Raw genomic sequence first — 25,523 nt, 5'->3', positions numbered from 1 at the left:
CAAGCCGTCCTACCCCCCGTGAGCGCCGACGGCGCGCCGGGGCCGCGCCGTTTGGGGACTCCCATGAAGCCCACAGCACCACTGCGTCGCACCTGCACGCGGACCCTCATCGCCGCCGGACTCGTCACGAGCCTGGCCCTCATGACCGGATGCGCCAAGTCCGAGGACGACTCCGGCGGTGACAAGGCCGCCTCGCAGGACAAGGACGCCGGCCAGGTCGTCGCCTCGCCGAGCGGCGGTTCCGGACCGACCTGCGCCATCGACGCCTACGGCGGCAGGAAGCTGGACCTGAAGTCCGCCACCGTCGGGTTCTCCCAGTCCGAGAAGGAGGCCAACCCCTTCCGGATCGCGGAGACCGCCTCCATCAAGGCCGAGGCCCGGAAGCGGGGCGTCGAACTGCTCACCGCCAACGCCCAGTCGCAGTTCTCCAAGCAGATCAGCGACGTCCAGGACCTCATCGCCAAGGGCGCCGACCTCCTGGTCATCGCGCCGCTCAACTCGGACGGCTGGGAGCCCGTGCTGCGCACGGCGGCCGCCAAGCACATCCCGATCGTCACGGTCGACCGCAAGATCAACGCCACCGCCTGCAAGGACTACGTCAGCTTCATCGGCTCCGACTTCGTCGAGCAGGGCAAGCGGGCGGCCGACCAGATGATCGCCGCGACCGGCGGCAAGGGCGAGATCGCGATCCTGCTCGGCGCGGCCGGCAACAACGTCACCACCGAGCGCACCAAGGGCTTCGAGGACCGCGTCAAGGAGAAGGCCCCGGGCCTGAGGATCGTGTTCCGGCAGACCGCCGAATTCGCCCGGGAGAAGGGCCAGTCGGTCACCGAGAACCTGATCCAGTCCAAGCCGGGGATCAAGGGCATCTACGCCGAGAACGACGAGATGGGTCTCGGCGCGGTCAACGCCCTCAAGAGCGCGGGCAAGAAGCCCGGTGACGTGAAGGTCGTGACCATCGACGGCACCCGCAACGCCGTGCAGGGCATCGTGGACGGCTGGATCTCCGGCGTGATCGAGTCCAACCCTCGCTTCGGGCCGCTGGCCTTCCAGACGCTGGACACTTTCACCCAGGGCCGGAAGGTCGCCCAGGACATCGTCATCCAGGACAGCTCGTACACCGAGGCCAACGCCAAGTCCGACCTGGGCAAGGCCTTCTGAGATGCTCCAGGTCACCGGACTGTGCAAGACCTTCCCCGGCGTACGGGCGTTGTCCGAGGTGGACTTCACCGCGCGCGCCGGGGAGGTGCACGCCCTGGTGGGCGAGAACGGCGCGGGCAAGTCGACCCTGATCAAGGTGCTCACCGGCGTGTACCAGCCCGACGCCGGCGAGATGTCCTACGACGGCTCCGCGGTCCGCTTCGCCACGCCGCTCCAGGCGCAGCAGGCGGGGATCTCCACCATCTACCAGGAGGTCAACCTCGTCCCGCTGCTGAGCGTGGCCCGCAACCTCTTCCTCGGCCGCGAGCCGCGCGGCCGGCTGGGCCTGATCGATTTCCGCCGGATGCACCGGGACGCGGAGGACACCCTGCGCGGCATGGGCATCCGGGTCGACGTCCGCCGTCCGCTGCGTGAACTGGGCGTCGGGGCGCAGCAGATGGTGGCGCTGGCCCGCGCGGTGGCGATCGACGCCCGGGTCGTGATCATGGACGAGCCCACCTCCTCGCTGGAACCCCGCGAGGTGCGCACGCTGTTCGGGGTGATCCGCACGCTGCGGGAGCGGGGCATCGCGGTGATCTACGTCAGTCACCGCATGGACGAGCTGTACGAGATCTGCGACGCGGTCACCGTGCTGCGGGACGGCCGGGTGGTGCACACCGGCCGGCTGGCCGAGCTGGACCGGCTGCGGCTGGTCGCCCTCATGCTCGGGCGGGAGATCGGCGAGGTGCGCGCTGAAGGGCTCACCAAGTTCACCGGCTCCCACGACACCGCGGCCCAGCCGGTGCTGGAAGCACACGACCTGACCATCCGTCATCAGCTGGACGGCGTCTCGATGTCCCTGCGGCCGGGCGAGGTGGTCGGGCTCGGCGGGCTGCTCGGCTCCGGACGCAGCGAGACCGCGAAGGCCATCGCGGGCGCCCTGCCCGTCGACGGCGGGAGGGTCGTGGTGGCCGGCGAGCCGGTGCGCGGCGGCTCCACCGCGGCGGCGATCCGGGCCGGCATCAGCCTGCTCCCCGAGGACCGCAAGACCGAGGGCATCGTGCCCGGTCTGTCGGTGCGCGAGAACATCGCGCTCGCCGCACTGCCGGGACTCTCCCGGTTCGGCCTGGTCGACGACGCGCGCGTCGACCGGATCGTCGACACCTTCATGAAGCGGCTGCGCATCAAGGCGGCGGGACCGCACCAGAAGGTGGGCGAACTGTCCGGCGGCAACCAGCAGAAGGTGCTGCTCGCCCGGTGGCTCGCCCTGCACCCCAAGGTGCTGCTGCTGGACGAGCCGACCCGGGGCATCGACGTGGCCGCCAAGGCGGAGGTGCAGGCACTCGTCGACGAACTGGCCGGCGACGGGCTGGCGGTGCTGCTGATCTCCTCCGACACCGAGGAACTGATCGAGGGCAGCGACCGCGTGATCGTCCTCAAGGACGGGGCGGTGGTGCGCGAGCTGACCGGCGACGCCGTCACCGAGGACGAGCTGATGCGCGCGATCGCCGCCGTACCGGCCGGAGGGCACGATGACTGAACTCAGCCTCGCCCGGGGCACGGTGGACCGGGACCGGACGCTGCGGCTGCTGCAGGACTACGGCGTCTACGGCGGCGTGGTGGTCCTGCTGCTGTTCAACTTCCTCTTCACCCCGCACTTCGCCTCCGCGGAGAACTTCCGCACCCAGGCCGTGCAGGTCGCGCCCGTGCTGATCGTGGCCCTCGGCATGGCGCTCGCCATCGGCACCGAGGGCGTCGACCTGTCGGTGGGCTCCGTGATGGCGCTGTCCACCTCGCTGCTGTCGCTGTACCTCGGGTACGGGCCCTGGATCGCCACGCTGATCGCGGTCGTCGGCGGTATGGCGGCCGGCCTCGCGAGCGGGGCGCTGGTCGCCTTCGTCGGGGTGCAGCCGATCGTCGCGACCCTCGCGCTGATGGTCGCCGCCCGGGGCCTCGCCCTGGTGCTGCTCCCCCAGCTCAAGGACGTCCACGACCCCGGCCTCGCGTCCCTCGGCTCCGGGGACGTGCTCGGCGTCCCCCATCTGGTGCTGATCGCGGCGGCGCTGGCACTGCTCGTGGCGTTCGTCGTCCGGCGCTCCACCTTCGGCCGGCAGTTGCTGGCCGTCGGCGACAGCCGGCCCGCCGCCCGTCTCGCGGGACTGCCAGTGCGCCGGGTGCTGGTCGTGGTGTACGTGTGCTCCGGCGCGCTGGCCGCGATCGCGGGCGTGCTGGCGACCGCCCGGCTCGCCGCGAGCGACCCGACCTCGCTGGGCACCCTGATGGAACTGTCCGCCATCACCGCGGTGGTCGTCGGCGGCACCCCGCTCAGCGGCGGCCGGGTCCGCATCGGCGGCACGGTCGCGGGCGCCGTACTGATCCAACTGCTCACCACCACGCTCGTCAAGCACGACCTGCCCCCGTCGTGGACGCAGATCGCGCAGGCCGTGGTGATCGTCGGTGCCGTCTACGCGGCACGCGAACGGGGGAAGCGATGACGACGGACGCCGGGGAAGCCACCATGCGGAAAGAGACCCCCACCGACCGGGCCGGCGACGACCCGCCGGGCGCGAGCCGTTCCGAACGGCTGAGCGCGCTCGCCCAGCAGCACGGCGCGCTGGTCACCCTGGTGCTCGCGATGGCCGTCGCATCGCTGAGCTTCGACACCTTCCTGACCGGTGACAACCTGGAGAACATGGCGCTGTCGTCGGCGTTCCTCGCCGTCGTCGCGCTCGGCATGACCTTCGTGATCGTCACCGGCGGCATCGACCTGTCGGTGGGCTCGCTGTTCGCCCTCGGCGGGGTGCTCGCGGCGTGGGGGTCGCAGTACGGCACCGCGGTGGCGCTGCTGCTGCCGCTCGCGGTGTGCGGGCTCGTCGGACTGCTCAACGGGCTGCTGATCGCACGCTCGGGGCTGGCCCCGTTCATCGTGACCCTGGCGTCCATGCTCGGGGCGCGCGGTGTCCTGCTGGCGCTGACCGACGAGGGTTCGCGGACGTACCTCGTGGACAAGGGCGCGTTCTTCACCCGGCTCGGGCAGGGTTCGCTGCTGGGCGTCGGCGTGCCGGTGTGGATCACGCTGGCGCTGTTCGTGCTGGGCGCGTTGGTGCTGCGGCGCACGCGCTTCGGCCAGTACGTATACGCGGTCGGCGGCAACGAGGACGCGGCGGCGCTGATGGGCGCGCCGGTGGCCCGCACCAAGGTCGCCGTCTACACGGTGTCCGGCCTGTGCGCGGGCCTCGCGGGCGCGCTGAACGCGGCGTGGCTGCTGTCGGGGGTGACGATCCTCGGTTCGGGCATGGAACTGGAGGCGATCTCGGCGGTGGTCATCGGCGGCACGCTGCTGACCGGCGGGTTCGGGTTCATCAGCGGCTCGCTCGTCGGCGTGGCGCTGCTGAAGGTCATCCAGAACGTCATCAACCAGATCGGCTCCCTGGACTCGGCCTACCAGCAGGTGGTGAGCGGCGCCTTCCTGGCGGTGGTCGTCATCGCCCAGACGTGGCTGGGACGCCGGCGCCGGGTGCTGTGAACGACGGACCCGACGCCGCCGGCGGCTCCCCCGGCCTCCCGGCACGTCGGGCCCGGACCGGTCCCCCGTAGGCCCGCGCGCCCGTGAACTCCGACCGGGCTCGTGGGCCTACGGGTCATGCCGGGGCCGCGGACCAGCCGGGCCCGGCACGGCACGCCAGGCCCGTCGAACACGCAGGCCCGCGCGACACGCCGATGGCACGTCATGCCAGGGACGCGGATCAGCCGGGCCTGCCGAGCCCGCGTGACAACCGGTCGCAGGGCCCGCAGCTCAGCCGGGCTCGCGGTTCGGGCCGGCCACCCCGCGGTTCGGGACGGGCCCGAGACCCGCAGGTAGAGCAAGGGCGTTCGGGGCACGGCGGGCCCGCCGGACACGACACGCCGGGCCCGGCGAACACCCGGCCTTGCGGGACACTCCAGTCCAAGGCCCCGCAGATGCCGGGGCCCCGGGACACGCCAGGACTGCGCGTCATGCCTGTCCGAGGATCCACTGGTCGCGCCGGGCCCGTCGGTCACGCCGAGCCCGCGGGACGCGCCGGTCCGAGGGCCCGCGGGTCCTGCCGGGGCCCACGCTCACGAGTTCACGTCCCCGTGAGCGACGCAGAGGCGCGCATGCCCTCCGGGCGTCCCCGCCCGTCCCAGCGGCGCGGCCTCAGCCCCCGGTGCTCTCGCGCACGATCACCCGGTGCCCGGCGACCCGGTCCTCCGGGGAGCCGGACTCCGGGTCGTCGATGCGGTCCAGCAGGAGGGAGACGGCGCTGCGGGCGATCTCCTCCTTGTCCGGGGCGACGGTCGTCAGGGAGGGGACGCTGAAGCGGGAGGCCTCGATGTCGTCGAAGCCCATGACGTCGAGGTCGCCGGGCACCGAACGGCCCGCCTCGTGCAGGGCGCGCAGCGCGCCCAGCGCCAGGTGGTCGTTGAGGCAGAGCAGGGCGTCCGGGGGCGCGGGCCGGTCCAGCAGCGCGGCGGCCGCGCGGGCGCCGTCCTGCCAGTGGAACGCCCGCACCGGCACCACGAGGTCCTCGGCGAAGGGCAGTCCGGCGGCGGCCAGCGCCTCGCGGTAGCCGTCGGTGCGCAGCCGGTCGGTGCCCTGCCGGCCCCGGACCGAGCCGCCGATCACCGCGATGCGCCGGCGTCCCCGGGAGAGCAGGTGCCCGGTGGCCTCGCGGGCGGCGGCGACGTTGTCGATGCCCACGTGGTCGCTGGTGCCGGCGGCGGAGCGCTCGCCGAGCAGGACGACGGGCAGTCTCCGGTCGCGGGTGGCGAGGTCGCGCGGCAGCAGGGACAGCGGGCTGAGCACGACGCCGTCGGAGAACTGCGCGTCGAAGCCGTGCAGCGCGGCCAGTTCCCGCTCCCGCACTCCCCCGGTCTGGTGGAGCAGCACGGTTCGCCCGCGGCGGTCCGCCTCGGCCGTCACGTGCTTGGCCAGCTCGGCGAAGTAGGCGACGTCCAGCTCCGGGACGGCCAGCGTGATCATTCCGGTACGGCCCTGGCGGAGCTGGCGTCCCGCGATGTTGACCCGGTAGCCCAGGGCGTCGATGGCCTCCTGGACGGCGGTCCTGGTCCGCTCCGAGACGTGCTCGAAGTTGTTGATCACGTTGGAGACGGTCTTGGGTGAGACCCCGGCGTACTCCGCCACGTCCTTGATCCTCGGTCTGGCTGCCACGCCGATCATCCTCCCGCCTGCCGTGGATCATACCGATCGGCACGGACCGGGCCCGATCCCGTCCGGTGGCCGGATCGGTTCAGAACCCACCTGCCCGGGACCTCTTGCGTCCCGGGTATTTACATCGATGTAAATCTCATGGTGCCATGTGCTCGCACCGAACAGCACCCCGGACGCAAGGAGCACCATGCCCGTCCCGCACCCCGCGGACCTGCCCCGCCCCGAGTACCCCAGGCCGCAGTTCGTCCGTGACGCATGGCTGAATCTCAACGGCGAGTGGGAGTTCGAGATCGACCGGTCGGACACCGGCCTGGAGCGCGGGCTGAGGGACCGTCCGCTCACCGGCCGGATCGTCGTTCCGTTCTGCCCCGAGTCGGAACTCTCCGGCGTCGGCGAGACCGACTTCCTCGAGGCGGTCTGGTACCGGCGCACGGTGACGGTCCCGGACGACTGGACCGACGCCCGGGTGCTGCTGCACTTCGGCGCCGTGGACCACGACACCACGGTGTGGGTGGACGGCACCGAGGTGGCCCGGCACCGCGGCGGCTTCACCCCGTTCACCGCGGATCTCGGCGACCTGGCGGCCCCGGGCCGGGAGCTGACCGTCGTGGTCCGCGCCCGGGACAGCCGCCACGGCGTCCAGGCACGCGGCAAGCAGGCCACCTGGTACGCCAACTCGCACTGCCACTACACCCGGACGACCGGCATCTGGCAGACGGTCTGGATGGAGCCGGTCCCCCGCTCGGCCGCCCTCAGGCGCCCGCGCGTCACCCCCGACCTGGCCTCGAACTCCTTCCACGTGGAGCTGCCGCTCACCGCCAACGCACCCGGGCACCGCGTCCGCGCCACCCTGAGCGACCGGGACGGCGCCGTCGTCACCGCCGAGTCCCGGGCCGACCTCGGCCTCGCGCCCCGCCTGGTGCTGACCGTCCCCGAGGACCGCCGCCGGGTCTGGTCGCCCGCCGACCCGCACCTGTACGACCTCCTGCTTGAAGTCCTGGACGCCGGCGGGAAGGCGGTCGACTCCGTCCGCTCCTACGCCGGCCTGCGCTCGGTCGCGATCCACGGCAAGCGCCTGCTGCTCAACGGCGAACCGCTCTTCCAGCGTCTGGTCCTCGACCAGGGCTACTACGCGGACGGCCTGATGACCGCGCCGAGCGACGCCGACCTGGTGCGCGACATCGAACTGGGGCTCGCGGCGGGCTTCAACGGCGCCCGGCTGCACCAGAAGGTGTTCGAGGAGCGCTACCTGTACCACGCCGACCGCCTCGGCTACCTGGTCTGGGGCGAGTTCGGCGACTGGGGCTGCGAGACCGGCGTACGCGACGACAACCAGCGCCCGGACGCCAGTTACGTCGCCCAGTGGCTGGAGGCGCTGGAGCGCGACCACTCGCACCCCTCGATCGTCGGCTGGTGCCCGCTCAACGAGACCTACCAGCACCTGCACGACCGCATCACCGGGCTCGACGACGTCACCCGCGCGATGTTCCTCGCCACCAAGCAGGCGGACCCCAGCCGGCCCGTGATCGACGCCTCCGGCTACGCCCACCGGGTGGCCGAGACGGACGTCTACGACTCCCACTGCTACGAGCAGGACCCGGCCGCCTTCGCCAAGACGATGGCCGGTCTGGCGGCGGACCGGCCGTACGTCAACACCGGCCCCGACGGCCGCCCCTGGTCGCTGCCCTACCGCGGCCAGCCGTACTTCTGCAGTGAGTTCGGCGGTGTCTGGTGGGATCCCGAGGCCGCGGCGAACGCCGCCGGCGACGACGCGGAGGCCTCCTGGGGCTACGGCGAACGCCCGCGCACCGCCGAGGAGTTCGTCGAGCGCTTCACCGGTCTGACCGCCGTGCTCCTCGACGACCCGGACATGTTCGGGTACTGCTACACCCAGCTCACCGACGTCTTCCAGGAGCGCAACGGCGTCTACCGCTTCGACCGCTCCGAGAAGGTCGACACCGCCCTGCTGCGCGCCGCCCAGACCCGTCCCGCGGCCTTCGAGAACACCCCGTGACCTCCCGTCCCTCCCCTGGGGCACCGGAGGGACGCACGACCCCGTGATTTACATCGATGTATGTCCATGGGCGGCACCCGTGGGGCGCGAAGGGCGTCCCGCGGACCGCCGCCCGTAGGAGAGGAGCTGTATGACCGGCATACCCGCACCCGTCGGTCCGCCCGCGCCCACGCGGCGCCGGGTGCTGACGGCCGCGCTCGCCTCCGGTGCCGCGGTCCTGGGCGCCGGCGCGCTCAGCGGCTGCGGTTCCGCCCAGGCGGCCGACGCCTCGACCGTCCGCCTGTGGGACCTGTTCAGCGGGGCCGACGGCGGACTGCTCAACGACATGGTGCGCGCCGCGCGTCCCGACATGCCGGGCACCCGTGTCGAGCGCACCGTCCTGGAGTGGGGGACCCCGTACTACACCAAGCTCGCCATGGCCTCGGCCGGCGGGCGCGGTCCCGACGTGGCGGTCTCCCACATGTCCCGGCTGGCCGGCTACGCGCCCACCGGACTGCTGGACCCGTGGGACCTGGACGTCCTGGCGGAGTACGGCGTCACCGAGGACGCCTTCACCAAGGCCGTGTGGTCCCGCACCCAGTTCGAGGGCCGCACCTACGCGATCCCGCTGGACACGCACCCGTTCATCGTCTTCTACCACCCGGAACCGGCCCGCGAGGCGGGTCTGCTCACCAAGGACGGGGCGCTGGACACCGAGGCGTTCTCCTCCCCCGACCGGTTCCTGGCGGCGGGGCGTGAACTGGCGAAGGCCTCGGGCAAGCAGGGCATCGCCTTCGGCTACGTCACCGACACCGCCCAGGGGTGGCGGCTGTTCTACGGCCTGTACCGGCAGACCGGCGGGGTGTTCCGGCTGCCCCAGGGCGGGCCCGCCGAGGTCGACGTCGACCGGATGGCCGAGGTCATCGCCTTCATGGCCCGGATCGTCGACGGCCGGGTGAACCCCAGGCGGCTGGACTACGCCTCGGCGATCGCCGCCTTCAGCAACCGGCAGACGGCGATGATCCTCTCCGGCGAGTGGGAACTGGGCACGTTCCGCACGGCCGACAAGAACGTGGGGGCGGCCCCGTTCCCGACGGTGTTCGGCACCCCGGCCGTCTACGCCGACTCGCACTCCTTCGTCCTCCCGCACCACCCGGACCCCGACCCCGGGCGCCGCCGTCGCACCCACCAGGCGGTGGCGGCGCTGCTGAAGGCCGGCCAGATCTGGGCGACGGCCGGGCACATCCCCGCCTACGGCCCGGTCACCCGGACGGCGGCCTACGCCGGACTCCAGCCGCAGTCGCACTACGCGAACGCCCAGGACCACGTGGTACTCGACCCCTCGGTGTGGTTCGCGGGCGCCGGCTCGGACTTCCAGAACGCCATGTCGCAGGTCCTGCAGCAGGCCCTGCTCGACGGTCTCGCCCCCGACCGCGCGGCGCGCGCGATGGTGCGGCGCCTGAACACCTTCCTGTCCAAGCCCAGCCCGGCCTGACCCGGCCGCGATCCACCGCGCAGGAGGCACAACGATGTCCTCTCCCCACGCCTCGCCCCGCACCGGGGCACCGTCGGCGCGCCGGCTGCTGCCCCCGGGCCTGCTGTTCGCGCTGCCCTTCCTCGTCCTGTTCGCCCTCTTCATGGTGTGGCCGCTGGCCCAGGGCCTCTGGATGAGCCTGACCGACACCTCGCTGTCGGCCCACGCCCCGTCCTTCGTGGGCCTCGACAACTTCACCGAGGCCCTCGGGGACGCCGAGATGTGGCGCTCCCTCGGCCACACCCTGTGGTTCACCGTCCTGTCGACGGTCCCGCTCGTCGCGGTGGCACTCGGGATGGCGCTGCTGGTGCACACCGGCCTGCCGGGCCAGTGGGTGTGGCGGCTGGCGTTCTTCGCGCCGTACCTTCTCCCGGTCGGCGTGGTGAGCCTGCTGTGGATCTGGCTGTACCAGCCGGACCTCGGGCTCCTGAACCATCTCCTGGAGGCGGTCGGATTCGGGCCGGTGTCCTGGCTGAGCGACGAGTCCGTGACGATGTGGGCGATCGTGCTGACCACCCTGTGGTGGACGGTCGGCTTCAACTTCCTGCTGTACCTGGCCGCGTTGCAGGCCATCCCCGACCACCTGTACGAGGCGGCGGCCATCGACGGGGCGGGCGCCTGGCGGCGGCTGCGGTCGATCACGCTGCCGCAGCTCGGCCGGATCACCGGCGTCATCACCGTGCTGCAGATCCTGGCCTCGCTGAAGGTCTTCGACCAGGTGTACCTGCTGACCAAGGGCGGCCCGAACAACTCGACCCGCCCGGTCATCGAGTACATGTACGACGTCGGCTTCACCGGCTACCGGCTGGGCTACGCCTCGGCGGTCGCCTACGTCTTCTTCGCCCTCGTCCTCATCGCCTCCGCGGCCCAGTACGCCGCCCTCCGCCGCCGGGAGAAGTGACATGACCTCCACCGAACTGCCCGTCCGCCCGGCCGCGCCGGCCCGCGCCGCCCGTCCGCCGAGACGCCCGGGCGGGTATCGCCGGGCCGCCCGGCCGGAGCGGAACCTCACCCTCGGCGACAGCCGGCTCGCCCGGGGCCTGGCCCTGGCGGTGCTCGCGGTGCTGGCCCTGGTGTGGCTGCTGCCGATGGCGTGGGCCCTGCTCACCGCGTTCAAGTCCGAGCAGGACGCGAGCGACCCCGGGCAGTGGTTCCTGCCCCGGCACGGCTTCACCCTGCACGGCTTCTCGACCGTGTGGGAGCGCGGCGACCTTCCGCTGTGGATGCTCAACAGCTTCCTGGTGTCCGCGGCGGTCACGGTGATCACGGTGCTGGTCTCCGCCATGGCCGGGTACGCCTTCTCCCGCACGGTGTTCGCCGGGCGCCGGTGGCTGTTCGCGCTCACCGTGGCGGCGGTACTGGTGCCGCCGCAGCTGCTGATCGTGCCGTGGTTCCGGCAGATGCTCACCCTGCACCTGGTCGACACCTACGCGGCGGTGATCCTGCCGCAGACGGTGGCGCCGGTCATGGTGTTCATCCTGAAGAAGCACTTCGACTCGCTGCCGCGGGAGCTGGAGGAGGCTGCCCGCATCGACGGCGCCGGCCACTGGCGCGTCTTCTGGTCCGTGCTGCTGCCGTTGTCGCGGCCGATGCTGGCCGCCGTCGCGATCTTCGTGTTCATCGGGGCCTGGAACAACTTCCTGTGGCCGTTCGTCTCGACGTCCGACCCGGGGCTGATGACGCTGCCGGTCGGCATCACCTCGGTGAAGGACGCCTACGGCATCCAGTACGCCCAGACCATGGCGTCCGCCGTGCTCGCGGCGCTGCCGCTGGTGGTGGTCTTCGTCTTCTTCCAGCGGCACATCGTCAAGTCCGTCGCCACGACGGGACTGGGCGGTCAGTGACCCGCCGCGCCGGGCCGCGGCGCCCCGCGCGGCACGTGCGTCCTCAGATGCCGAACGGCGCGGCGTAGCGCACGGCTCCGGCGGGCGGCGGGCCGCCGGCGTCCAGGGTGAGGGTCATCAGGGCCTCGTCGGGGACGTCGACGGTCAGGCCGACGCCGTGGGCGGAGGCCCGGGTGAAGCCGAAGCGCGGGTAGTACTCCGGATGTCCGAGGACGACGACATGGCGCTCGCCGAGGGCGCCGGCGGCCCGGAGCGCGGCGCGCACGGCCGCCGATCCGGCGCCGGTGCGCTGGTGTTCGGGGTGTACGCCGACGGGGCCGAGGCACAGGGCCGGAGCCTCGCCGATGTGGCACCGGGTGAGCAGCGCGTGGCCGGCGGGTGTGCCGTCCGTGCCGGTGCTGACCCAGGACAGCCCGTCGATCCAGGCCGGGTCGGCGCGCAGGGCGTCGACGAGGTCGGCCTCCAGCGGGGTGTCGAAGGCGGCGAGGTGGATCTCGCGTACGGCGGCGTGGTCGGCGGCGGTCTCGGGGCGGGTGGTCCAGGTGTCGTGCATGGGATGAGGTCCGTTCCGCGGTGGCGTCGCGCGGACGGTCTCGCCGCCCCGTGTTCCCGGGGTTCGCGGTGGGGGTCCCGCGCCGGACGCGGAACCCCCGGGCCGCCGCGTGCGGTCAGTAGGTGTGCAGGGTCAGACCGTACCGGCTGAGGATCTCGTTGACCGGCTGGAACCAGGTCTCGCCGCCGCTGGAGCAGTTGCCCCAGCCGCCGGAGGTGACGCCCTGGGCCTGGTCCCCGGTGATGAAGGAGCCGCCCGAGTCGCCGGGCTCGGCGCAGGCGCTGGTCTTGGTGAGCTGGTGCACCGCGCCCTGGCTGTAGTTGACGGTCTCGTTGAGCGCCAGCACCGTGCCGCAGTGCCAGTGCGAGGTGGAACCCGAGCGGCAGACCGAGGAGCCGACGGGCGCCACGTTCGAGCCGCGTACGAGCTGGTCGGGCACCGTGCCCCAGCCGAGCACCACGGGCACCGTCCACCAGCCGCTGCCCACGCTGACCCAGGCGTAGTCGTTGTCCGGGAAGGAGGAGCCCTGGAAGGTGCCGACGTAGGAGTGGTCCCAGCCGCTCACCCCGGCGCCGGGCTGCCCGCAGTGCCCGGCGGTGACGAAGCCTCCGTAGACCGAGAAGCCGATGGAGCAGCGGACGTTGCCGGTGTAGTACGGATCGCCGCCCACCGTGCCCGCGGCGAGGGTCCTGGGAGCCGCGGAGGTCTCGACGGTGACGGGGCCGGTCCGGCGGGCCAGGGAAAGGAAGCGCCGGACATCGTTGTCGGCACGCTCGCCGCGCACGACGTCGACGACGACGGTGTTGGCCTTCGGGTCGACGTGCCAGCCGCTGATCCCCGAGGGCGCGGACAGCCGGTCGATGCGCGCCTTGGCCGCGTCCAGCCGCCGGGCGCTGTGCTCGGCGGTGCGGACGGTGGCGCCGGCGCGCTCGATCGCCCGGCGGGTGGCGGCCGGGGCGTCGGGGGTGAGGGCGACGGTCAGGCGCCCGCTCGGGGCGTCGAACCAGGAGCCCGCGTAGGCGGCGCCGGCCGTGCGGCGCACCTCGGGGTCGAGCCCGGCGGCGGTCTTCTCGGCGGCGAGCCTGGCCACCGCCTGGGCGCGGGTCAGGCCGAGGTCCCGCCGCATGGCGGTGACGATGCCGTCGGAGGCGGGCTCGGCGGATCGTGCGGCAGCGGCGGGTCCGGCGGGCGAGCCGGTCGCGGAGGCGGGGAAGGCGCCGGCCGCGCTCAGTCCGCCGAGGACGAGGAGTGCGGCCAGGGCGGCATGCGCAAGTCTGGTGCGTCTCATGGGGGTTGCCCTTCGTCGTTCCAGGGGTGGGGGTGGAACAGCCGATGTCTGAGAGCGCTCTCATGCGTGGCGGGGCAGAGCCTAGCCCCGATGCGTAGGTCAGGTCCATGCCAATGCACGGTTTCGGTTCGACGATGTAAGCGGCGATCCGCGCGCCGCCGGGCGGGTGACGGCTCATCGGGTGAAATCAGCGGGGAGCGAAGCGCCTCGCCGGGCGCCCCGCGTCGGGCCCGTCGCCCTGCCGCCCCGGGGCCGCTCCTGCCGACGCCATGAGCGGCGCCATCCGTCAACCGGAGCGGGCCGCACGGGAGTCCGGCGCGGGCGGCCCCGGCCCGGCCGGGATAGAGGAGAGTCATGAGAAAGTCCCGAATAGCCCCCTGGGCGGCCGCCCTCCTCCTCGCGGCCGTCTGCACCCTCGCCGGTCCCGCGGCCACGGCGGCGGCACCCGGCATCGCGGCCACGGGCTACGTGGCCCTCGGGGACTCCTACTCGGCGGGCGTCGGAGCCGGCAGCTACCTCACCGCCGCCCCGCGCTGCCTGCGCAGCAGCCTGTCCTTCCCCGCCCTGTGGGCCGCGGCCCACTCCCCCTCGTCGTTCAGCTTCACCGCCTGCGACGGCGCCAAGACGGGCGACGTGCTGAACAAGCAGCTCGGTCCGCTCGGCCCGCGCACCGGCCTGGTCACCCTCACGGCGGGCGGCCGGGACGCCGGGTTCACCACCGTGATGGCGTCCTGCGTGCTGGGCGGCAGCGGCACCTGCCTGTCGGCCGTGGCCAAGGCCCGCGCCGCCACGGACGAGACGCTGCCGGCCAGCCTCGACCGTCTGTACTCGGCCATCCGCGGCAAGGCCCCCGCCGCCCGCGTCGTGGTGCTCGGCTATCCGCGCCTGTACCAGTTGCACGGCAGTTGCTCGGGCGGGCTGCCGGACGCCGAGCGGTCCGCGCTCAACGACGCCTCGGACCACCTCAACCAGGTGCTCGCCGCGCGCGCCGCCGCCCACGGCTTCACCTTCGTCGACGTGCGGACCGTCTTCGACGGGCACGGGATCTGCTCGGCCGAACCGTGGCTGCACGGCGTGGACTGGCTGGACCTCGGCGAGTCCTACCACCCGACGGCGACCGGCCACTCCCTCGGCTACCTCCCCCTGCTCACCCGAGCGCTCTGACCCGGGTACGGGAGCCGGTCACATCCCGGCCGTCGCCTTGCGCCGCGCCTGCTCGTACTCCTCGACCGGATCGCCCCCGGCCTGCCACGGCCAGGCGGTGACGGTGCCGTCGAGCGTCTCGAAGACGGCACGGGCCTCCACCCGCCGATCGGCGGCCAGCAACGCGTAGGCGAGCACGTTGAGATCGGCCGCGGCCGCCGCGTGGCTCAGGAACCCCGGCCGCGGCCAGGTGTGCGCGACACGGTCGAGGGCCTGGGCCGCCATGGCCTGGGACCAGTGGTTGCGCGCCACCAGCGCCTCGAACCCGCCCCGGTCCAGCACGGCTTGGTACTGCTGGACCTGGGCGGTCAGTTCGGTCGCCGCGCAGGGGGCGTTCGCGGGCATACGGGCCCGCAGGGTGTCCACGAACTCCAGGACCTGGATGCGTGATCCGGCCTCCTCCGGGCTCAGATAGCCCAGCATGCTCAAGTAGGCCTCGCGGTTCCAGCGGTCGCGCGCGAGCACCTCGTTCCACACCCCGAACACCCGGGGCTGCGCCCAGCGTTCCAGCCGTGCCACCGCCAGCAGGGCGACCCACGGAGCGGGGTCCTCCGGTGCGAGTTCGGCGGCCCGCAGACAGTGGTCCACGGTGCCGGACGCGTCGTCCAGACCTCCCCGCGCGCGGGCGTGGGCGACCTCGGTCCAGGCGTGCAGGACGAGTGCGTTCGCGTCGCGCGGCTCCCGCGCGGCCCAGGACCGCGCCAGGTGCGATCCGGCCAGGAAGCCGCCCAGCACGCCCAGCCGGTGGGTGCGGCGGTCCCAGTCGCCCGGCTCCTGGCTCAGGAGCCGGGACAGCTGGGCGGCGCACAGGTCCGTCGTCGCGATCGTTCCGGTCCTCGTGGTCGCCAGCAGGGACTTCAGCAGCCTGCCCAGGTCCTGGTCGCCGAGTTCCGGCGCCAGGCGTGCCCCTCGGCGGCGACGCGATAGAAAAGCCATGGCCGGAGGCTAGAGGGGCAGGGGAATTACGCAAGGTGTTCACCGAGATCGTTATCTGTCACCGACCGGTTGGCGGGCCCCTCGGAGTGGAACTCTGCGGACATGGGCAAGACCGCGCTGATCGTCATCGACATGATCAACACCTACGACCACAAGGACGCCGAGCTGCTGCTCCCCTCGGTGGAGTCCGTCGTCCCCGTGCTGACCGACCTCCTGGAACGGGCCCGGCGCAAGGACGTGCCGGTGATCTACGTGAACGACAACTTCGGCGAGTGGCGCTCCCACCACGGCGAGCTGCTGGAGCACGCGCTGGCCGGGCCGCGCGCCGAACTGGTCGAGCCGTTGCGGCCGGACCGCAGCTCCCTGTTCGTGGTCAAGGCCCGGCACTCGATCTTCTTCGACACCCCGCTGGCGTACCTGCTCCAGCAGCAGGGGATCGAGCGGCTCGTGCTGTCCGGCCAGGTCACCGAGCAGTGCGTGCTCTACTCGTCGCTGGACGCCCACATCCGGCACTTCGACGTCGTCATCCCCCGGGACGCGGTGGCGCACATCCACGCCGACCTGGCGGATGCGGCGCTGCGCATGATGGAGCGGAACATGGGCGCCCGTGTATGCGACAGCCGGGAGCTGTGGGCCTGACCGCGCGCGGGCCGCTCACCGCCCCTCCGGCCGGTCCAGGAGGCCCGACACCTGTTCCCGGACGGCTTTCCAGGCCACCGGCGGCAGGCCGCCCAGGGGCGTCTCGCGCAGCGCGGCGAGGGCGTCCCCGGCACCGTTGCCGCGGTCGACGGCCTCGCTGAGCACGTCGTAGCCGGTGCGCACGGCGACACGCAGGCGCGGGCCCCGCTCGCCGTCGTGCAGCGCCGAGGCGACGACCAGGGGCGGGGCGCCGCCGTCCACGCCGGGGAGCTTGCGGTACGCGGCGGCGACCGGCTCCCGCCAGTGGACGCCGAGCAGCACCGCGCGTCCGGCCGCCGCCTCGGCGAGGCCGGTCTCGCGGACGCCGGCCGGGTCCAGCACCCTGGCGCGGGCGTCCAGCACGAGCGCGGGCGGCAGCAGACACCGCAGGGCGCTGCCCGCGAGGTTGCCGCCGACCGTGGCCGTCCGGCGCACGGCTCCGGTGCCCACCGTGGCGGCCGCGCGGCGCAGCACGTCCGGCACCCGGTCGTCGAGGCCGGCGAGGACCACGGCGGCGCCCAGCTCCTCGCGGCCGATCACATTGGCCTCGGGGAGTTCCCGCAGGGACATGGCGCTCGCGGGGAAGCCGTCCCGCTGCCAGGCGGCCCACACCAGGGTGGCACCGCCGACCGGCACGGCCCCCTCGACCAGGCAGTCCTGCGCTTCGGACACGGACGTGGGCAGACGCAGCAGCACGACGGCCGACCTGCCTTCCTGGGACGACTGGGCAGCCGGCGTGGCGGCGCCCCGGTGTTCCGGTGTCCCGCCTGCCGGCACGGCGGAGTCTGCTCGCCCCGGCGGGGGCGCGTACAGGGCTCACACGAGCATGGGCGGGCCGGCCGGGCGGGGGCGTGAACCGGCTCGCGGGCGCACCGGGGACCGCCGGTCGGGTGATCCGCCGCGCGCCCCCTGAGCGCCGGAGGGCAGGGAAATCCCGGTATTCAGGTCATCCGTCGCAAGCCTCGCCAAGGCCGCGAAGTGGCAGCCTCACGGTGATCGACCGAAACTGAATCTGGCGGTTCGTGATCAGTAATGACACGCCATGAACCTCCGACGGCCCGGTCGGGCCGCGTCCCGGTCCACTCGGACCGCGGGCCGGCCGTGCCCCGCCGTCGGCCGTCCCTGAAGCCCTGCAGGAGATCGAATGGTGGAGCAGTCCTCCGAGGTCCGGATAGCGGGACCGGGCGAAGGCACGGTCACCAGTCGGGACGACGCGGGCCCGGCAGGAGCGGACACCGAGAGAGAACTCGCCGTCGCGCTGGCCGACGTCGTGGGCGTCGCGAACGTACCGGTGGACGGGCACTTCTTCACCGACCTCGGCGCCAACTCCCTGGTGATGGCCCAGTTCTGCGCCCGCGTCAGGAAGAGAACCGACCTGCCTTCCCCGTCCATGAAGGACATCTACCGGTACCCCACGATCCGGAGCCTGGCGGCCGCCCTGACGGAGACCGCCCCCGGGACCGTCCCGCAAGGCGCTGCCGCCGCCTCGGCACCTGCGCCGGCCACCACGCCGGACCGGGTACCGCGTGCGAGCAGCCGTAGTCATTTCCTCTGCGGTTTCTTCCAGTTGCTGATTTTCCTGGTGTACTCCCTGGTCGCCGGTTTCGTCGCGGACCGCGGGTACCGGTGGATCGCGGCCGGCTCGGGAGCGGTCGACGTCTACCTGCGCTCGGTGCTCTTCGGAGGCGCCGGGTTCATCGCGCTGTGCGCGTTCCCCATCGCCGCGAAGTGGGCGCTCGTGGGCCGCTGGAAACCGGGCGAGTTCCCGCTGTGGGGCCCCCGTTACCTCCGCTTCTGGCTCCTGAAGGCGCTGCTGCACGCCAACCCGATGATCCTCTTCGTCGGGAACCCGCTGTACGTGCTGTACCTGCGGGCCCTGGGCGCCCGGATCGGCAAGGGCGTCACGATCCTCTCCCACTCCGTGCCGGTCTGCACCGACCTGGTGACGATCGGCGCCGGGGCGGTGATCCGCAAGGACGCCTTCCTCCTCGGCTACCGGGCCCACGCCGGGCGCATCCAGACCGGCCGTATCACCCTGGGCCGGGGTGCGTTCGTGGGCGAGAAGACGGTCCTGGACATCGACACCTCGCTGGGTGACGACGCGCAGATCGGCCACTCCTCGGCCCTGCACCGCGGCCAGGCGGTCCCGGCGGGCGAGCGGTGGCACGGCTCCCCCGCGGAGCCCGGCGGGACCGACTACCTACGCGTGGAGCCGGCCGCGTGCGGGACCGTGCGCCGGGCCTGGTTCGCGTGCATGACGCTGGTCCAGCTCTTCCTGCTGTACATCCCCCTGACCGTCGGCGGGATCTACATCCTGTTCACCGAGGTCCCGGCGCTCGGCAAACGGCTGGACCCGCAGTCGGCCGCCGTGTCGCGGGCCGAGCTGATCCCGGACGCGCTGCTGCTGTCCCTCGTGCTGTTCGTGGGCTTCGTGGTGGGCGGACTGCTGGTGCTGTACACCGTGCCGCGGCTGCTGAGACTGGCCGTCAGGCCCGACCGGGTGTACCCGCTCTACGGGTTCCACTACGCGGTGCACCGGGCGACGGCGCGGATGACGAACGTCCGGTTCTTCGCCTGGCTGTTCGGCGACAGTTCCTACATCGTGCACTACCTGCGAGGACTCGGGTACGACCTGTCGCACGTGGAGCAGACGGGGTCGAACTTCGGCACCGAGGTGCAGCACGAGACCCCGTTCCTGGTGAGCGTCGGCAGCGGCACGATGGTGGCCGACGGCCTCTCCGTCCTGAACGCGGAGTACTCGAGCACGTCGTTCCGGATCTCCCGGGCGTCGATCGGGGCGCACAACTTCCTGGGCAACAACATCGCGTATCCCGCCGGAGGCCGCACGGGCGAGAACTGCCTGCTGGCGACGAAGGTGATGGTGCCCCTCGACGGCGAGGTCAGGGAAGGCGTCGGACTGCTCGGCTCGCCGTGCTTCGAGATCCCCCGGACGGTGGAACGGGACGCGCGGTTCGACGACCTCAGGACCGGCGAGACACTGCGCCGCAGGCTCGCCGCGAAGAACCGCTACAACCTGCGCTCGATGGCCGTGATGCTGTTCGCGCGATGGGTGCACACCTTCGGGCTCACCCTGTTCGCCCTCGCCTCGGTGGACCTGTACGGCGTCGCCGGGCAGGTGGTGATCGCCCTCTATCTGGCGGTGACGCTCCTGTTCACCACGCTCTACCACGTACTGGTGGAACGCCTGATCATGAGGTTCCGCCGGCTGCGGCCCCGGTTGTGCTCCATCTACGACCCCCTCTTCTGGCGGCACGAGCGCCTGTGGAAGGTCCCGGACCGCCACCTCAACATCTTCAACGGCACCCCGTACAAGAGCCTCGCCTGGCGCCTGATGGGCGTGCGCATCGGCCGCAGGGTGTTCGACGACGGCTGCTACCTGACGGAGCGGACCCTCACCGTCATCGGCGACGACTGCACCCTGAACGCCGGCAGCAAGATCCAGTGCCACTCGCAGGAGGACGGCACGTTCAAGTCCGAGGGCACCACCCTCGGCGACGGCTGCACGCTGGGCGTCGGCTCCCATGTGCACTACGGCGTGACCTTGGGCGACGGCGCGGTGCTGGCCGCCGACTCCTTCCTGATGAAGGGCGAGGAGGTCCCGCCGCACGCACGGTGGGGCGGCAACCCCGCCGTGGACATGCCCGAGGCCGCCGGCCGGCCCGGCGACGGCGACCCGGCGGCGCCCTCGTGCCCGGCCGGCGCCACTTCGGTGACGGTGAGTTGAGGAAGGCCATTCGATGGGAGCGCGCGTGGATGCGGACCGGGAGTTCTGGAGCCGTGTGCTGACCGCCGGCGGTTCCACCGCGGTGCCGCGGTGGGCCCGGGAGCCGGTGCCGGGAACGGCGGAGCACGAGGCCGCCGTGCCGGACGACGTGGCCGGGGCGGTGCGCGGCCTCGCCGAGCGGTGCGGGGCGCCGGCCGGCGCGCTGCTGCTGGCGGCGCACGCCAAGGTGCTGGCCGCCCTCTCCGGCGAGCGTGACGTGGTGACGGGGTACGCCGTCGGAATGCGCGGAGAGCCGCTGCCCTGCCGTCTCACCGTGTCCGAGGGCTCCTGGCGGGACCTGGTGTCCGCCGCCCGGCGGGCCGAGGCGGAGGTGCGGGAGCACCGGGAGTTCCCGGTGGCCGGGCTGCGACGGGAACTGGGCCTGACCGAGCCCCCGTACGAGGTCGTCCTCGGGCCGCCGGACGCCGGGGACGGCTTCGCCGACGAAGGCGTGCTCCAGGTGCGCTGGTGCGAGCGGGACGGGCGGCCGGTACTGCGGCTGCGGTACCGCACGGACGTGCTGGACGCCGCCTGCGCGGACCGGATCGGCGGCTACCACCTGACGGCGCTGCGGCTGATGGCGGCCGACGTGGACGCCGGGCACGCGGGACAGAGCCTGCTGGGCGACGACGAGGTGCGCGAGCAGCTCGAGGGGTTCGCCGGGCCGCGGCGGCCGCTGCCGGACGCCCGGGCGCACGAGCTGTTCGAGCGGCGGGCCAGGGAGCACCCGGGGGCCGTCGCGGCGGTGCACGGCGACCGCGAGTGGACGTACGGCGAGCTCAACGCGCGCGCCAACCGGCTGGCCCGGGCCCTGCTGGCCCGCGGGGTCGGCCGCGAGGACGTGGTCGCCGTGGTCACCGAACGCGACCTCGACTGGCTGGCCGCGACCCTGGCGGTGTTCAAGGCGGGCGGTGTGTACCTGCCGATCGAGCCGCACTTCCCCGCCGGCCGGATCGCGGCGACCCTTTCCCGGGCCGGCTGCCGGCTGGTGCTGACCGAGGCCGGCAGCACCGGCACCCTCGACGAGGCGCTGGCCACGCTCCCGGACACCACGCGGCTGCTGGTCGGGGAGGCGTACGCGGAGCCGCACGCCGACGACGACCCCGGGGTGCGGGTGGACGCCGGACAGCTGGCCTACATCTACTTCACCTCCGGCTCCACCGGCGAGCCGAAGGGGGCGATGTGCGAGCACGCGGGGATGCTCAACCACCTCTTCGCCAAGATCGACGACCTGGGGATCGGCGAGGGCTCGGTGGTGGCGCAGACCGCTCCGCAGTGCTTCGACATCTCGCTGTGGCAACTGGTGTCCGCGCTGCTGGTGGGCGGGCGGACGCTGCTGGTGCCGCAGGACGTGATCGTGGACGTGGAGCGGTTCGTCGACACGCTGGCCGGGGGCCGGGTCGACGTGGCGCAGGTCGTGCCCTCGTACCTGGAGGTCGTGGTCGCGTACCTGGAGCGGCACCCCCGCGCCCTTCCCGATCTGCGCTGTGTGTCGGTGACCGGTGAGGCGCTGAAACGGGAGCTGGTCCAGCGGTGGTTCGCGTGCCGGCCGGGGGTCGCCCTGGTCAACGCCTACGGCCTGACGGAGACCTCGGACGACACCAACCACGACGTCATGGACCGGGTGCCCGGGCGGGTGCTGCTGGGCCGCGCGGTGAACAACGTCCGCGTCCTCGTCGTGGACGAGCGGCTGGCGCTGGTCCCGATGGGCGCCCCGGGCCTGATCGCGTTCTCCGGCGTCTGTGTGGGCCGGGGGTACGTCAACGACCCGGAGCGGACCCGGGAGGCGTACCGCGAGGACCCGTACGCGCCGGGTGAACGGCTCTACCTGGGCGGCGACTGGGGGCGCTGGCACCCGGACGGCAAGCTGGAGTTCCTGGGCCGCCGGGACAACCAGGTCAAGATCCGCGGCTTCCGGATCGAGATCGGCGAGATCGAGAACACGCTGCTGCGCGTGGCCGGGGTGCGCGACGCGGCGGTGGTCGTCGCCGAACAGGGCGGCGGCGGCAAGCACCTGATCGCCTTCTACACGGGTGAGCGACAGCCGGTGGAGACGCTGCGGGAGTCGCTGGGCGGTGTGCTGCCCGGCTACATGGTGCCCTCGGCCTTCCACTGGCAGCCGGAACTGCCGCTGACCGCCAACGGCAAGACCGACCGCAAGGCGCTCACCGCGCTGGCCGAGCAGACCCCGGCACCCGTTCCCGGCGACGGCGCCGAGCAGCGGGACGGCGGCCCGCTCACCCCGACCGAGCGGAAACTGGCGGCCGCCTGGGCCGAATTGCTCGGTGTGCCCGAGCACCGGATCGGCCGGACGGACCACTTCTTCGACTCCGGCGGCACCTCCCTGACGGCGGTCCGCCTCACCATCGCCCTCGACCGCGCGGTGTCCCTGAAGGACATCACCCGGCACCCGGTCCTCGCCGACCTGGCGGCCCTGCTCGACGGCGCGGACCGGCGGCGCACCGAACTGCTCCAGCCGCTGTCGACACCGGCCGGCGCCGCGGAGTGCGCCCTGGTCTGCTTCCCCTACGCGGGCGGCAACGCCGTCAACTACCAGCCGATGGCGAGTGTGCTGGCGGGCAGTGGCCTGCCGGTTCTCGCGGTCGACCTGCCCGGCCACGACCTGTCCGACCGCCCCGAGCCGTTCGCGACGATCACGCGGGTGGCGGAGCGGGTCGCGGACGAGATCGCCGGGCGCGGCCTGACCCGGGTCATGATCTGGGGCCACTCGTCGGGGGCCGCGCCGGCACTGGAGGCGGCGAGGCGGCTGGAGGAGCGCGGGGTGGAGGTGACCCGGGTGTTCCTCGGCGCGCAGCTGCTCGGCACCGCGGACGAACGGCGGGCCGCCGCCGAGGAGCTGGCCGGCCGGAGCGACGCCGAGATCGCCGCCCGGCTGACCTCGGACAGCGGCTACACCGAACTCGCGGAGCTGAACGACCGGCACGCCGGGCACATCGGCGCCGCCTACCGGCACGACTGCGTGTCCGCGCACCGCTACTTCCGCGACGCGCTGCAGAGCCCGCCGGCAAAGCGGCTGGCCGCTCCGGTCACGGTGGTGGTCGCCGCCGACGACCCGCACACCGCCGGGCACACCGACCGCCACCGGGACTGGCTGCTGCTGGCCGACCGGGTGGAGCTGCACGAACTCCGCGACGGGGGCCACTACTTCCCGCGCACGCGGCCGGACGAGGCGGCGCGGGCGGTACTGACCGCCGTGGCGCCGCTGGCCTCTTCCTGAACCTCGCCGAGCCCGCAGCCGGGCAACGAAAGGAATCCGAGATGTCCTCCTCACCTCTGGCCGCCCCGCTCGACGTGGAGCCCCGGCCGGGCAGTCCCGCACTCCTGCGCGTCGACTCCCCCGGTGACGCGGCGAGCTGGGCGGCCGAGCACCGTGAGTCGCTGCGCGCGCAGGTCACCGAGCACGGAGCGCTCCTCGTCCGCGGCCTGGGGCTGCGGGACGCGGACCGGGCCGGAGCGGTCTTCGCGAAGCTGGCCGGCGTCCTCATGACGGAACGGGAGGCCTTCGCCCCCCGCGAGCCCCTCGGCCCGGGGCTGTACTCCTCGACGGACTGGCCGGCCAACCAGCCGATGTGCATGCACCACGAGCTGAGTTACACGCTGGAGGTGCCCGGCCTGATGCTGTTCGCGTGCCTGACCGCGCCCGGCGAGGGCGGCGCGACCGCGGTGGCGGACGCCGAGGAGGTGCTCGGGGCGCTCCCCGCCGGTCTGACCGACCGGTTCGAGCGCGAGGGCTGGCTGCTGACCCGCAGCTACAACGACGAGATCGGGGCCTCGCTGGCGGAGTCGTTCGGCACCGAGGACCGCGGCGAGATCGAGCGCTACTGCCGGTCGCACGCCATCGACTTCCACTGGCAGCCGGACGGTTCGCTGCGCACCGAGCAGCGGCGCAGCGCCGTGGTGCGGCACCCGCTGACCGGCAGGCGCTGCTGGTTCAACCAGATCGCGTTCCTCAACGAGTGGACGCTCGCCCCGGAGGTGCGCGAGTACCTGGTGGACGAGTACGGCGCCGACGGCCTGCCGTTCAACACCCGCTACGGCGACGGCGCCCCGATCGGCGAGGACGTCGTGCGGTTGCTCAACGAGACGTACGAGAAGCACACCAGGCGCGAGCCCTGGCAGGACGGTGACCTGCTGCTGGTGGACAACATCCGCACCGCGCACAGCAGGGAGCCCTTCACCGGCGAGCGGCGGGTGGTGGTCGGCATGGCCGAGCCGCAGCGCCTGGCCGACGGCAGCCCGACCCCGGAGGCGAGCGAGCGATGACGCATCTTCTGCCGGCCGGGACCCAGCCGGCCACGCCCGTCCCGGCCACCGTGCCGACGTTCGCGGTGATCTCCGGCGAACAGGTGCAGCAGGCGCTCGGCGGACGCGAGAAACAGATCGTGGAGCTGGTCGAGGCGACCTACCGGCTGCACGGCGCCGGGGACTCGGTGAACCCGCCGTCGTACTTCCTGCGCTTCCCGGACCGGCCCACCTCCCGGATCATCGCGCTGCCGGCCTCCATCGGCGGCTCGGTGCACGTGGACGGCGTGAAGTGGATCTCCAGCTTCCCCGATAACGTCGGTTCCGGGCTGCCCCGGGCCTCCGCGGTGCTCATCCTCAACGACCACGACACGGGCTACCCGTTCGCCTGCATGGAGAGCTCCATCATCAGCGCCACCCGGACCGCGGCGTCCGCCGCGCTGGCGGCCGACTGGCTCAGCCGCACCCGGGCCCGCCCCACCCGCGTGGGCTTCTTCGGCACCGGCCTGATCGCCCGGTACATCCACACCTTCCTGGCGGGCAGCGGCTGGGCGTTCGACTCGATCGGCGTGCACGACGTGTCCGCGGACAGCGCGGCCGGCTTCAGCGGCTATCTGCGCGGTACCGGCACCGCGGCGCGGGTCACGGTCCACGACAGCGCCGAGGCGCTGGTGCGCTCCAGCGACCTCGTGGTCTTCGCCACCGTCGCCGGCCGGCCGCACGTCACGTCGCCGGCCTGGTTCGAGCACAACCCGGTGGTGCTGCACGTGTCGCTGCGCGACCTCGCCCCCGAGATCCTGCTCGGGGCGGCCAACTTCGTCGACGACGTCGAGCACTGCCTGAAGGCCGACACCTCCCCCCACCTGGTCGAACAGCGCACCGGCAGCCGGGACTTCCTGAACGGCACCCTGTACGACGTGATGCTCGGCCGGGCCGCGCCGCCGCCCGACCAGCCGGTGATCTTCTCGCCGTTCGGTCTCGGCGTGCTCGATCTCGCCGTCGGAAAGTACGTCTACGACGAAGTGGCCCGGGCGGGGAACCTCCGCCTCGTCGACGACTTCTTCCACGACCTGCGCCGGTACGGCTGAGGCCCTCCTCAGCCGGGACCAGGAGGCC

Annotated in this window: 19 protein-coding genes; 14 read left to right on the top strand and 5 right to left on the bottom strand. The window is 72.9% G+C overall.

What is annotated here, in order from left to right:
• Positions 1–63 precede the first annotated feature (63 nt).
• Genes ACZ7JA_RS31575 through ACZ7JA_RS31560 form a run of 4 tightly spaced genes read left to right on the top strand, consistent with a single transcriptional unit; the run spans position 64 to position 4,666 of the window.
• Positions 64–1,161: an ABC transporter substrate-binding protein gene (locus ACZ7JA_RS31575; protein ID WP_470811775.1), complete on the top strand. Its 1,098-nt coding sequence runs from the start codon at positions 64–66 to the stop codon at positions 1,159–1,161.
• 1 nt (position 1,162) lies between these two features.
• Positions 1,163–2,680, top strand: coding sequence for a sugar ABC transporter ATP-binding protein (locus ACZ7JA_RS31570; RefSeq protein WP_470811773.1), 1,518 nt, complete (start codon positions 1,163–1,165; stop codon positions 2,678–2,680).
• Complete coding sequence (locus tag ACZ7JA_RS31565; RefSeq protein ID WP_351666427.1) at positions 2,673–3,635, top strand: ABC transporter permease; 963 nt, start codon at positions 2,673–2,675, stop codon at positions 3,633–3,635. The genes ACZ7JA_RS31570 and ACZ7JA_RS31565 overlap by 8 nt, the downstream gene beginning before the upstream one ends.
• A 23-nt stretch (positions 3,636–3,658) precedes the next feature.
• Complete coding sequence (locus ACZ7JA_RS31560; protein WP_470811770.1) at positions 3,659–4,666, top strand: ABC transporter permease; 1,008 nt, start codon at positions 3,659–3,661, stop codon at positions 4,664–4,666.
• A 651-nt stretch (positions 4,667–5,317) separates the two neighbouring features.
• Here ACZ7JA_RS31560 and ACZ7JA_RS31555 read toward each other — a convergent pair.
• A complete protein-coding gene (locus ACZ7JA_RS31555; protein ID WP_470811768.1) occupies positions 5,318–6,340 on the bottom strand; it encodes a LacI family DNA-binding transcriptional regulator in 1,023 nt (340 codons plus the stop codon).
• A gap of 178 nt (positions 6,341–6,518) precedes the next feature.
• Between ACZ7JA_RS31555 and ACZ7JA_RS31550 the strand changes: the two genes are divergently transcribed.
• From ACZ7JA_RS31550 to ACZ7JA_RS31535, 4 genes are all read left to right on the top strand, one after another.
• A complete protein-coding gene (locus ACZ7JA_RS31550; RefSeq protein ID WP_351666424.1) occupies positions 6,519–8,345 on the top strand; it encodes a glycoside hydrolase family 2 protein in 1,827 nt (608 codons plus the stop codon).
• Positions 8,346–8,475: 130 nt separating this feature from the next.
• Complete coding sequence (locus ACZ7JA_RS31545) at positions 8,476–9,819, top strand: ABC transporter substrate-binding protein (RefSeq protein WP_389298226.1); 1,344 nt, start codon at positions 8,476–8,478, stop codon at positions 9,817–9,819.
• A 34-nt stretch (positions 9,820–9,853) separates the two neighbouring features.
• The gene (locus ACZ7JA_RS31540) at positions 9,854–10,759 is read left to right on the top strand and encodes a carbohydrate ABC transporter permease (protein ID WP_351666422.1); all 906 of its coding nucleotides are present in this window, start codon (positions 9,854–9,856) and stop codon (positions 10,757–10,759) included.
• A gap of 1 nt (position 10,760) precedes the next feature.
• Positions 10,761–11,702, top strand: coding sequence for a carbohydrate ABC transporter permease (locus ACZ7JA_RS31535; protein ID WP_389298223.1), 942 nt, complete (start codon positions 10,761–10,763; stop codon positions 11,700–11,702).
• Positions 11,703–11,745: 43 nt separating this feature from the next.
• Here ACZ7JA_RS31535 and ACZ7JA_RS31530 read toward each other — a convergent pair whose 3' ends face one another.
• Positions 11,746–12,255 carry a GNAT family N-acetyltransferase gene (locus tag ACZ7JA_RS31530; protein WP_470811765.1) on the bottom strand — a complete coding sequence of 170 codons (510 nt, stop codon included), beginning with the start codon at positions 12,253–12,255 and terminating at the stop codon, positions 11,746–11,748.
• Between the two features lie 115 nt (positions 12,256–12,370).
• A complete protein-coding gene (locus ACZ7JA_RS31525; RefSeq protein ID WP_403677198.1) occupies positions 12,371–13,543 on the bottom strand; it encodes a S1 family peptidase in 1,173 nt (390 codons plus the stop codon).
• A gap of 354 nt (positions 13,544–13,897) precedes the next feature.
• On the opposite strand from ACZ7JA_RS31525, the gene ACZ7JA_RS31520 reads away from it, so the two are divergent.
• A complete protein-coding gene (locus ACZ7JA_RS31520) occupies positions 13,898–14,707 on the top strand; it encodes an SGNH/GDSL hydrolase family protein (RefSeq protein WP_351666418.1) in 810 nt (269 codons plus the stop codon).
• 18 nt (positions 14,708–14,725) lie between these two features.
• Here the strand turns inward: ACZ7JA_RS31520 and ACZ7JA_RS31515 are convergent, their stop codons facing one another.
• Entirely contained in the window at positions 14,726–15,682 is a 957-nt protein-coding gene (locus tag ACZ7JA_RS31515; protein WP_351666417.1) for a hypothetical protein, read from the bottom strand.
• A gap of 102 nt (positions 15,683–15,784) precedes the next feature.
• Between ACZ7JA_RS31515 and ACZ7JA_RS31510 the strand changes: the two genes are divergently transcribed.
• Positions 15,785–16,321, top strand: coding sequence for a cysteine hydrolase family protein (locus ACZ7JA_RS31510; RefSeq protein WP_393440799.1), 537 nt, complete (start codon positions 15,785–15,787; stop codon positions 16,319–16,321).
• Between the two features lie 15 nt (positions 16,322–16,336).
• Here ACZ7JA_RS31510 and ACZ7JA_RS31505 read toward each other — a convergent pair whose 3' ends face one another.
• Positions 16,337–17,056 (bottom strand): FAD binding domain-containing protein, encoded by a 720-nt coding sequence (locus tag ACZ7JA_RS31505; RefSeq protein WP_351666415.1) that lies wholly within the window; start codon positions 17,054–17,056, stop codon positions 16,337–16,339.
• 448 nt (positions 17,057–17,504) lie between these two features.
• Between ACZ7JA_RS31505 and ACZ7JA_RS31500 the strand changes: the two genes are divergently transcribed.
• The 4 genes from ACZ7JA_RS31500 to sbnB are packed head-to-tail and all read left to right on the top strand — an operon-like array spanning position 17,505 to position 25,495.
• The gene (locus tag ACZ7JA_RS31500) at positions 17,505–20,105 is read left to right on the top strand and encodes a Pls/PosA family non-ribosomal peptide synthetase (protein ID WP_470811761.1); all 2,601 of its coding nucleotides are present in this window, start codon (positions 17,505–17,507) and stop codon (positions 20,103–20,105) included.
• Between the two features lie 13 nt (positions 20,106–20,118).
• A complete protein-coding gene (locus tag ACZ7JA_RS31495; RefSeq protein WP_470811759.1) occupies positions 20,119–23,382 on the top strand; it encodes a non-ribosomal peptide synthetase in 3,264 nt (1,087 codons plus the stop codon).
• A 41-nt stretch (positions 23,383–23,423) separates the two neighbouring features.
• Positions 23,424–24,428: a TauD/TfdA family dioxygenase gene (locus ACZ7JA_RS31490; protein WP_389450439.1), complete on the top strand. Its 1,005-nt coding sequence runs from the start codon at positions 23,424–23,426 to the stop codon at positions 24,426–24,428.
• Positions 24,425–25,495 (top strand): 2,3-diaminopropionate biosynthesis protein SbnB, encoded by a 1,071-nt coding sequence (gene sbnB / locus ACZ7JA_RS31485; RefSeq protein WP_389298206.1) that lies wholly within the window; start codon positions 24,425–24,427, stop codon positions 25,493–25,495. The genes ACZ7JA_RS31490 and sbnB overlap by 4 nt, the downstream gene beginning before the upstream one ends.
• Positions 25,496–25,523 lie beyond the last annotated feature (28 nt).

This window comes from Streptomyces sp. NPDC038135 (assembly GCF_055601245.1).
Note: the sequence above shows the minus strand (reverse complement) of the source record. Positions and strands in the feature narration are given on the sequence as shown.

Coding starts and splice junctions, on each gene's coding strand:
- ACZ7JA_RS31575 (WP_470811775.1), top strand. CDS start 64: ATGAAGCCCACAGCACCACTGCGTCGCACCTGCACGCGGACCCTCATC.
- ACZ7JA_RS31570 (WP_470811773.1), top strand. CDS start 1,163: ATGCTCCAGGTCACCGGACTGTGCAAGACCTTCCCCGGCGTACGGGCG.
- ACZ7JA_RS31565 (WP_351666427.1), top strand. CDS start 2,673: ATGACTGAACTCAGCCTCGCCCGGGGCACGGTGGACCGGGACCGGACG.
- ACZ7JA_RS31560 (WP_470811770.1), top strand. CDS start 3,659: ATGCGGAAAGAGACCCCCACCGACCGGGCCGGCGACGACCCGCCGGGC.
- ACZ7JA_RS31555 (WP_470811768.1), bottom strand. CDS start 6,340: ATGATCGGCGTGGCAGCCAGACCGAGGATCAAGGACGTGGCGGAGTAC.
- ACZ7JA_RS31550 (WP_351666424.1), top strand. CDS start 6,519: ATGCCCGTCCCGCACCCCGCGGACCTGCCCCGCCCCGAGTACCCCAGG.
- ACZ7JA_RS31545 (WP_389298226.1), top strand. CDS start 8,476: ATGACCGGCATACCCGCACCCGTCGGTCCGCCCGCGCCCACGCGGCGC.
- ACZ7JA_RS31540 (WP_351666422.1), top strand. CDS start 9,854: ATGTCCTCTCCCCACGCCTCGCCCCGCACCGGGGCACCGTCGGCGCGC.
- ACZ7JA_RS31535 (WP_389298223.1), top strand. CDS start 10,761: ATGACCTCCACCGAACTGCCCGTCCGCCCGGCCGCGCCGGCCCGCGCC.
- ACZ7JA_RS31530 (WP_470811765.1), bottom strand. CDS start 12,255: ATGCACGACACCTGGACCACCCGCCCCGAGACCGCCGCCGACCACGCC.
- ACZ7JA_RS31525 (WP_403677198.1), bottom strand. CDS start 13,543: ATGAGACGCACCAGACTTGCGCATGCCGCCCTGGCCGCACTCCTCGTC.
- ACZ7JA_RS31520 (WP_351666418.1), top strand. CDS start 13,898: ATGAGAAAGTCCCGAATAGCCCCCTGGGCGGCCGCCCTCCTCCTCGCG.
- ACZ7JA_RS31515 (WP_351666417.1), bottom strand. CDS start 15,682: ATGGCTTTTCTATCGCGTCGCCGCCGAGGGGCACGCCTGGCGCCGGAA.
- ACZ7JA_RS31510 (WP_393440799.1), top strand. CDS start 15,785: ATGGGCAAGACCGCGCTGATCGTCATCGACATGATCAACACCTACGAC.
- ACZ7JA_RS31500 (WP_470811761.1), top strand. CDS start 17,505: ATGGTGGAGCAGTCCTCCGAGGTCCGGATAGCGGGACCGGGCGAAGGC.
- ACZ7JA_RS31495 (WP_470811759.1), top strand. CDS start 20,119: ATGGGAGCGCGCGTGGATGCGGACCGGGAGTTCTGGAGCCGTGTGCTG.
- ACZ7JA_RS31490 (WP_389450439.1), top strand. CDS start 23,424: ATGTCCTCCTCACCTCTGGCCGCCCCGCTCGACGTGGAGCCCCGGCCG.
- sbnB (WP_389298206.1), top strand. CDS start 24,425: ATGACGCATCTTCTGCCGGCCGGGACCCAGCCGGCCACGCCCGTCCCG.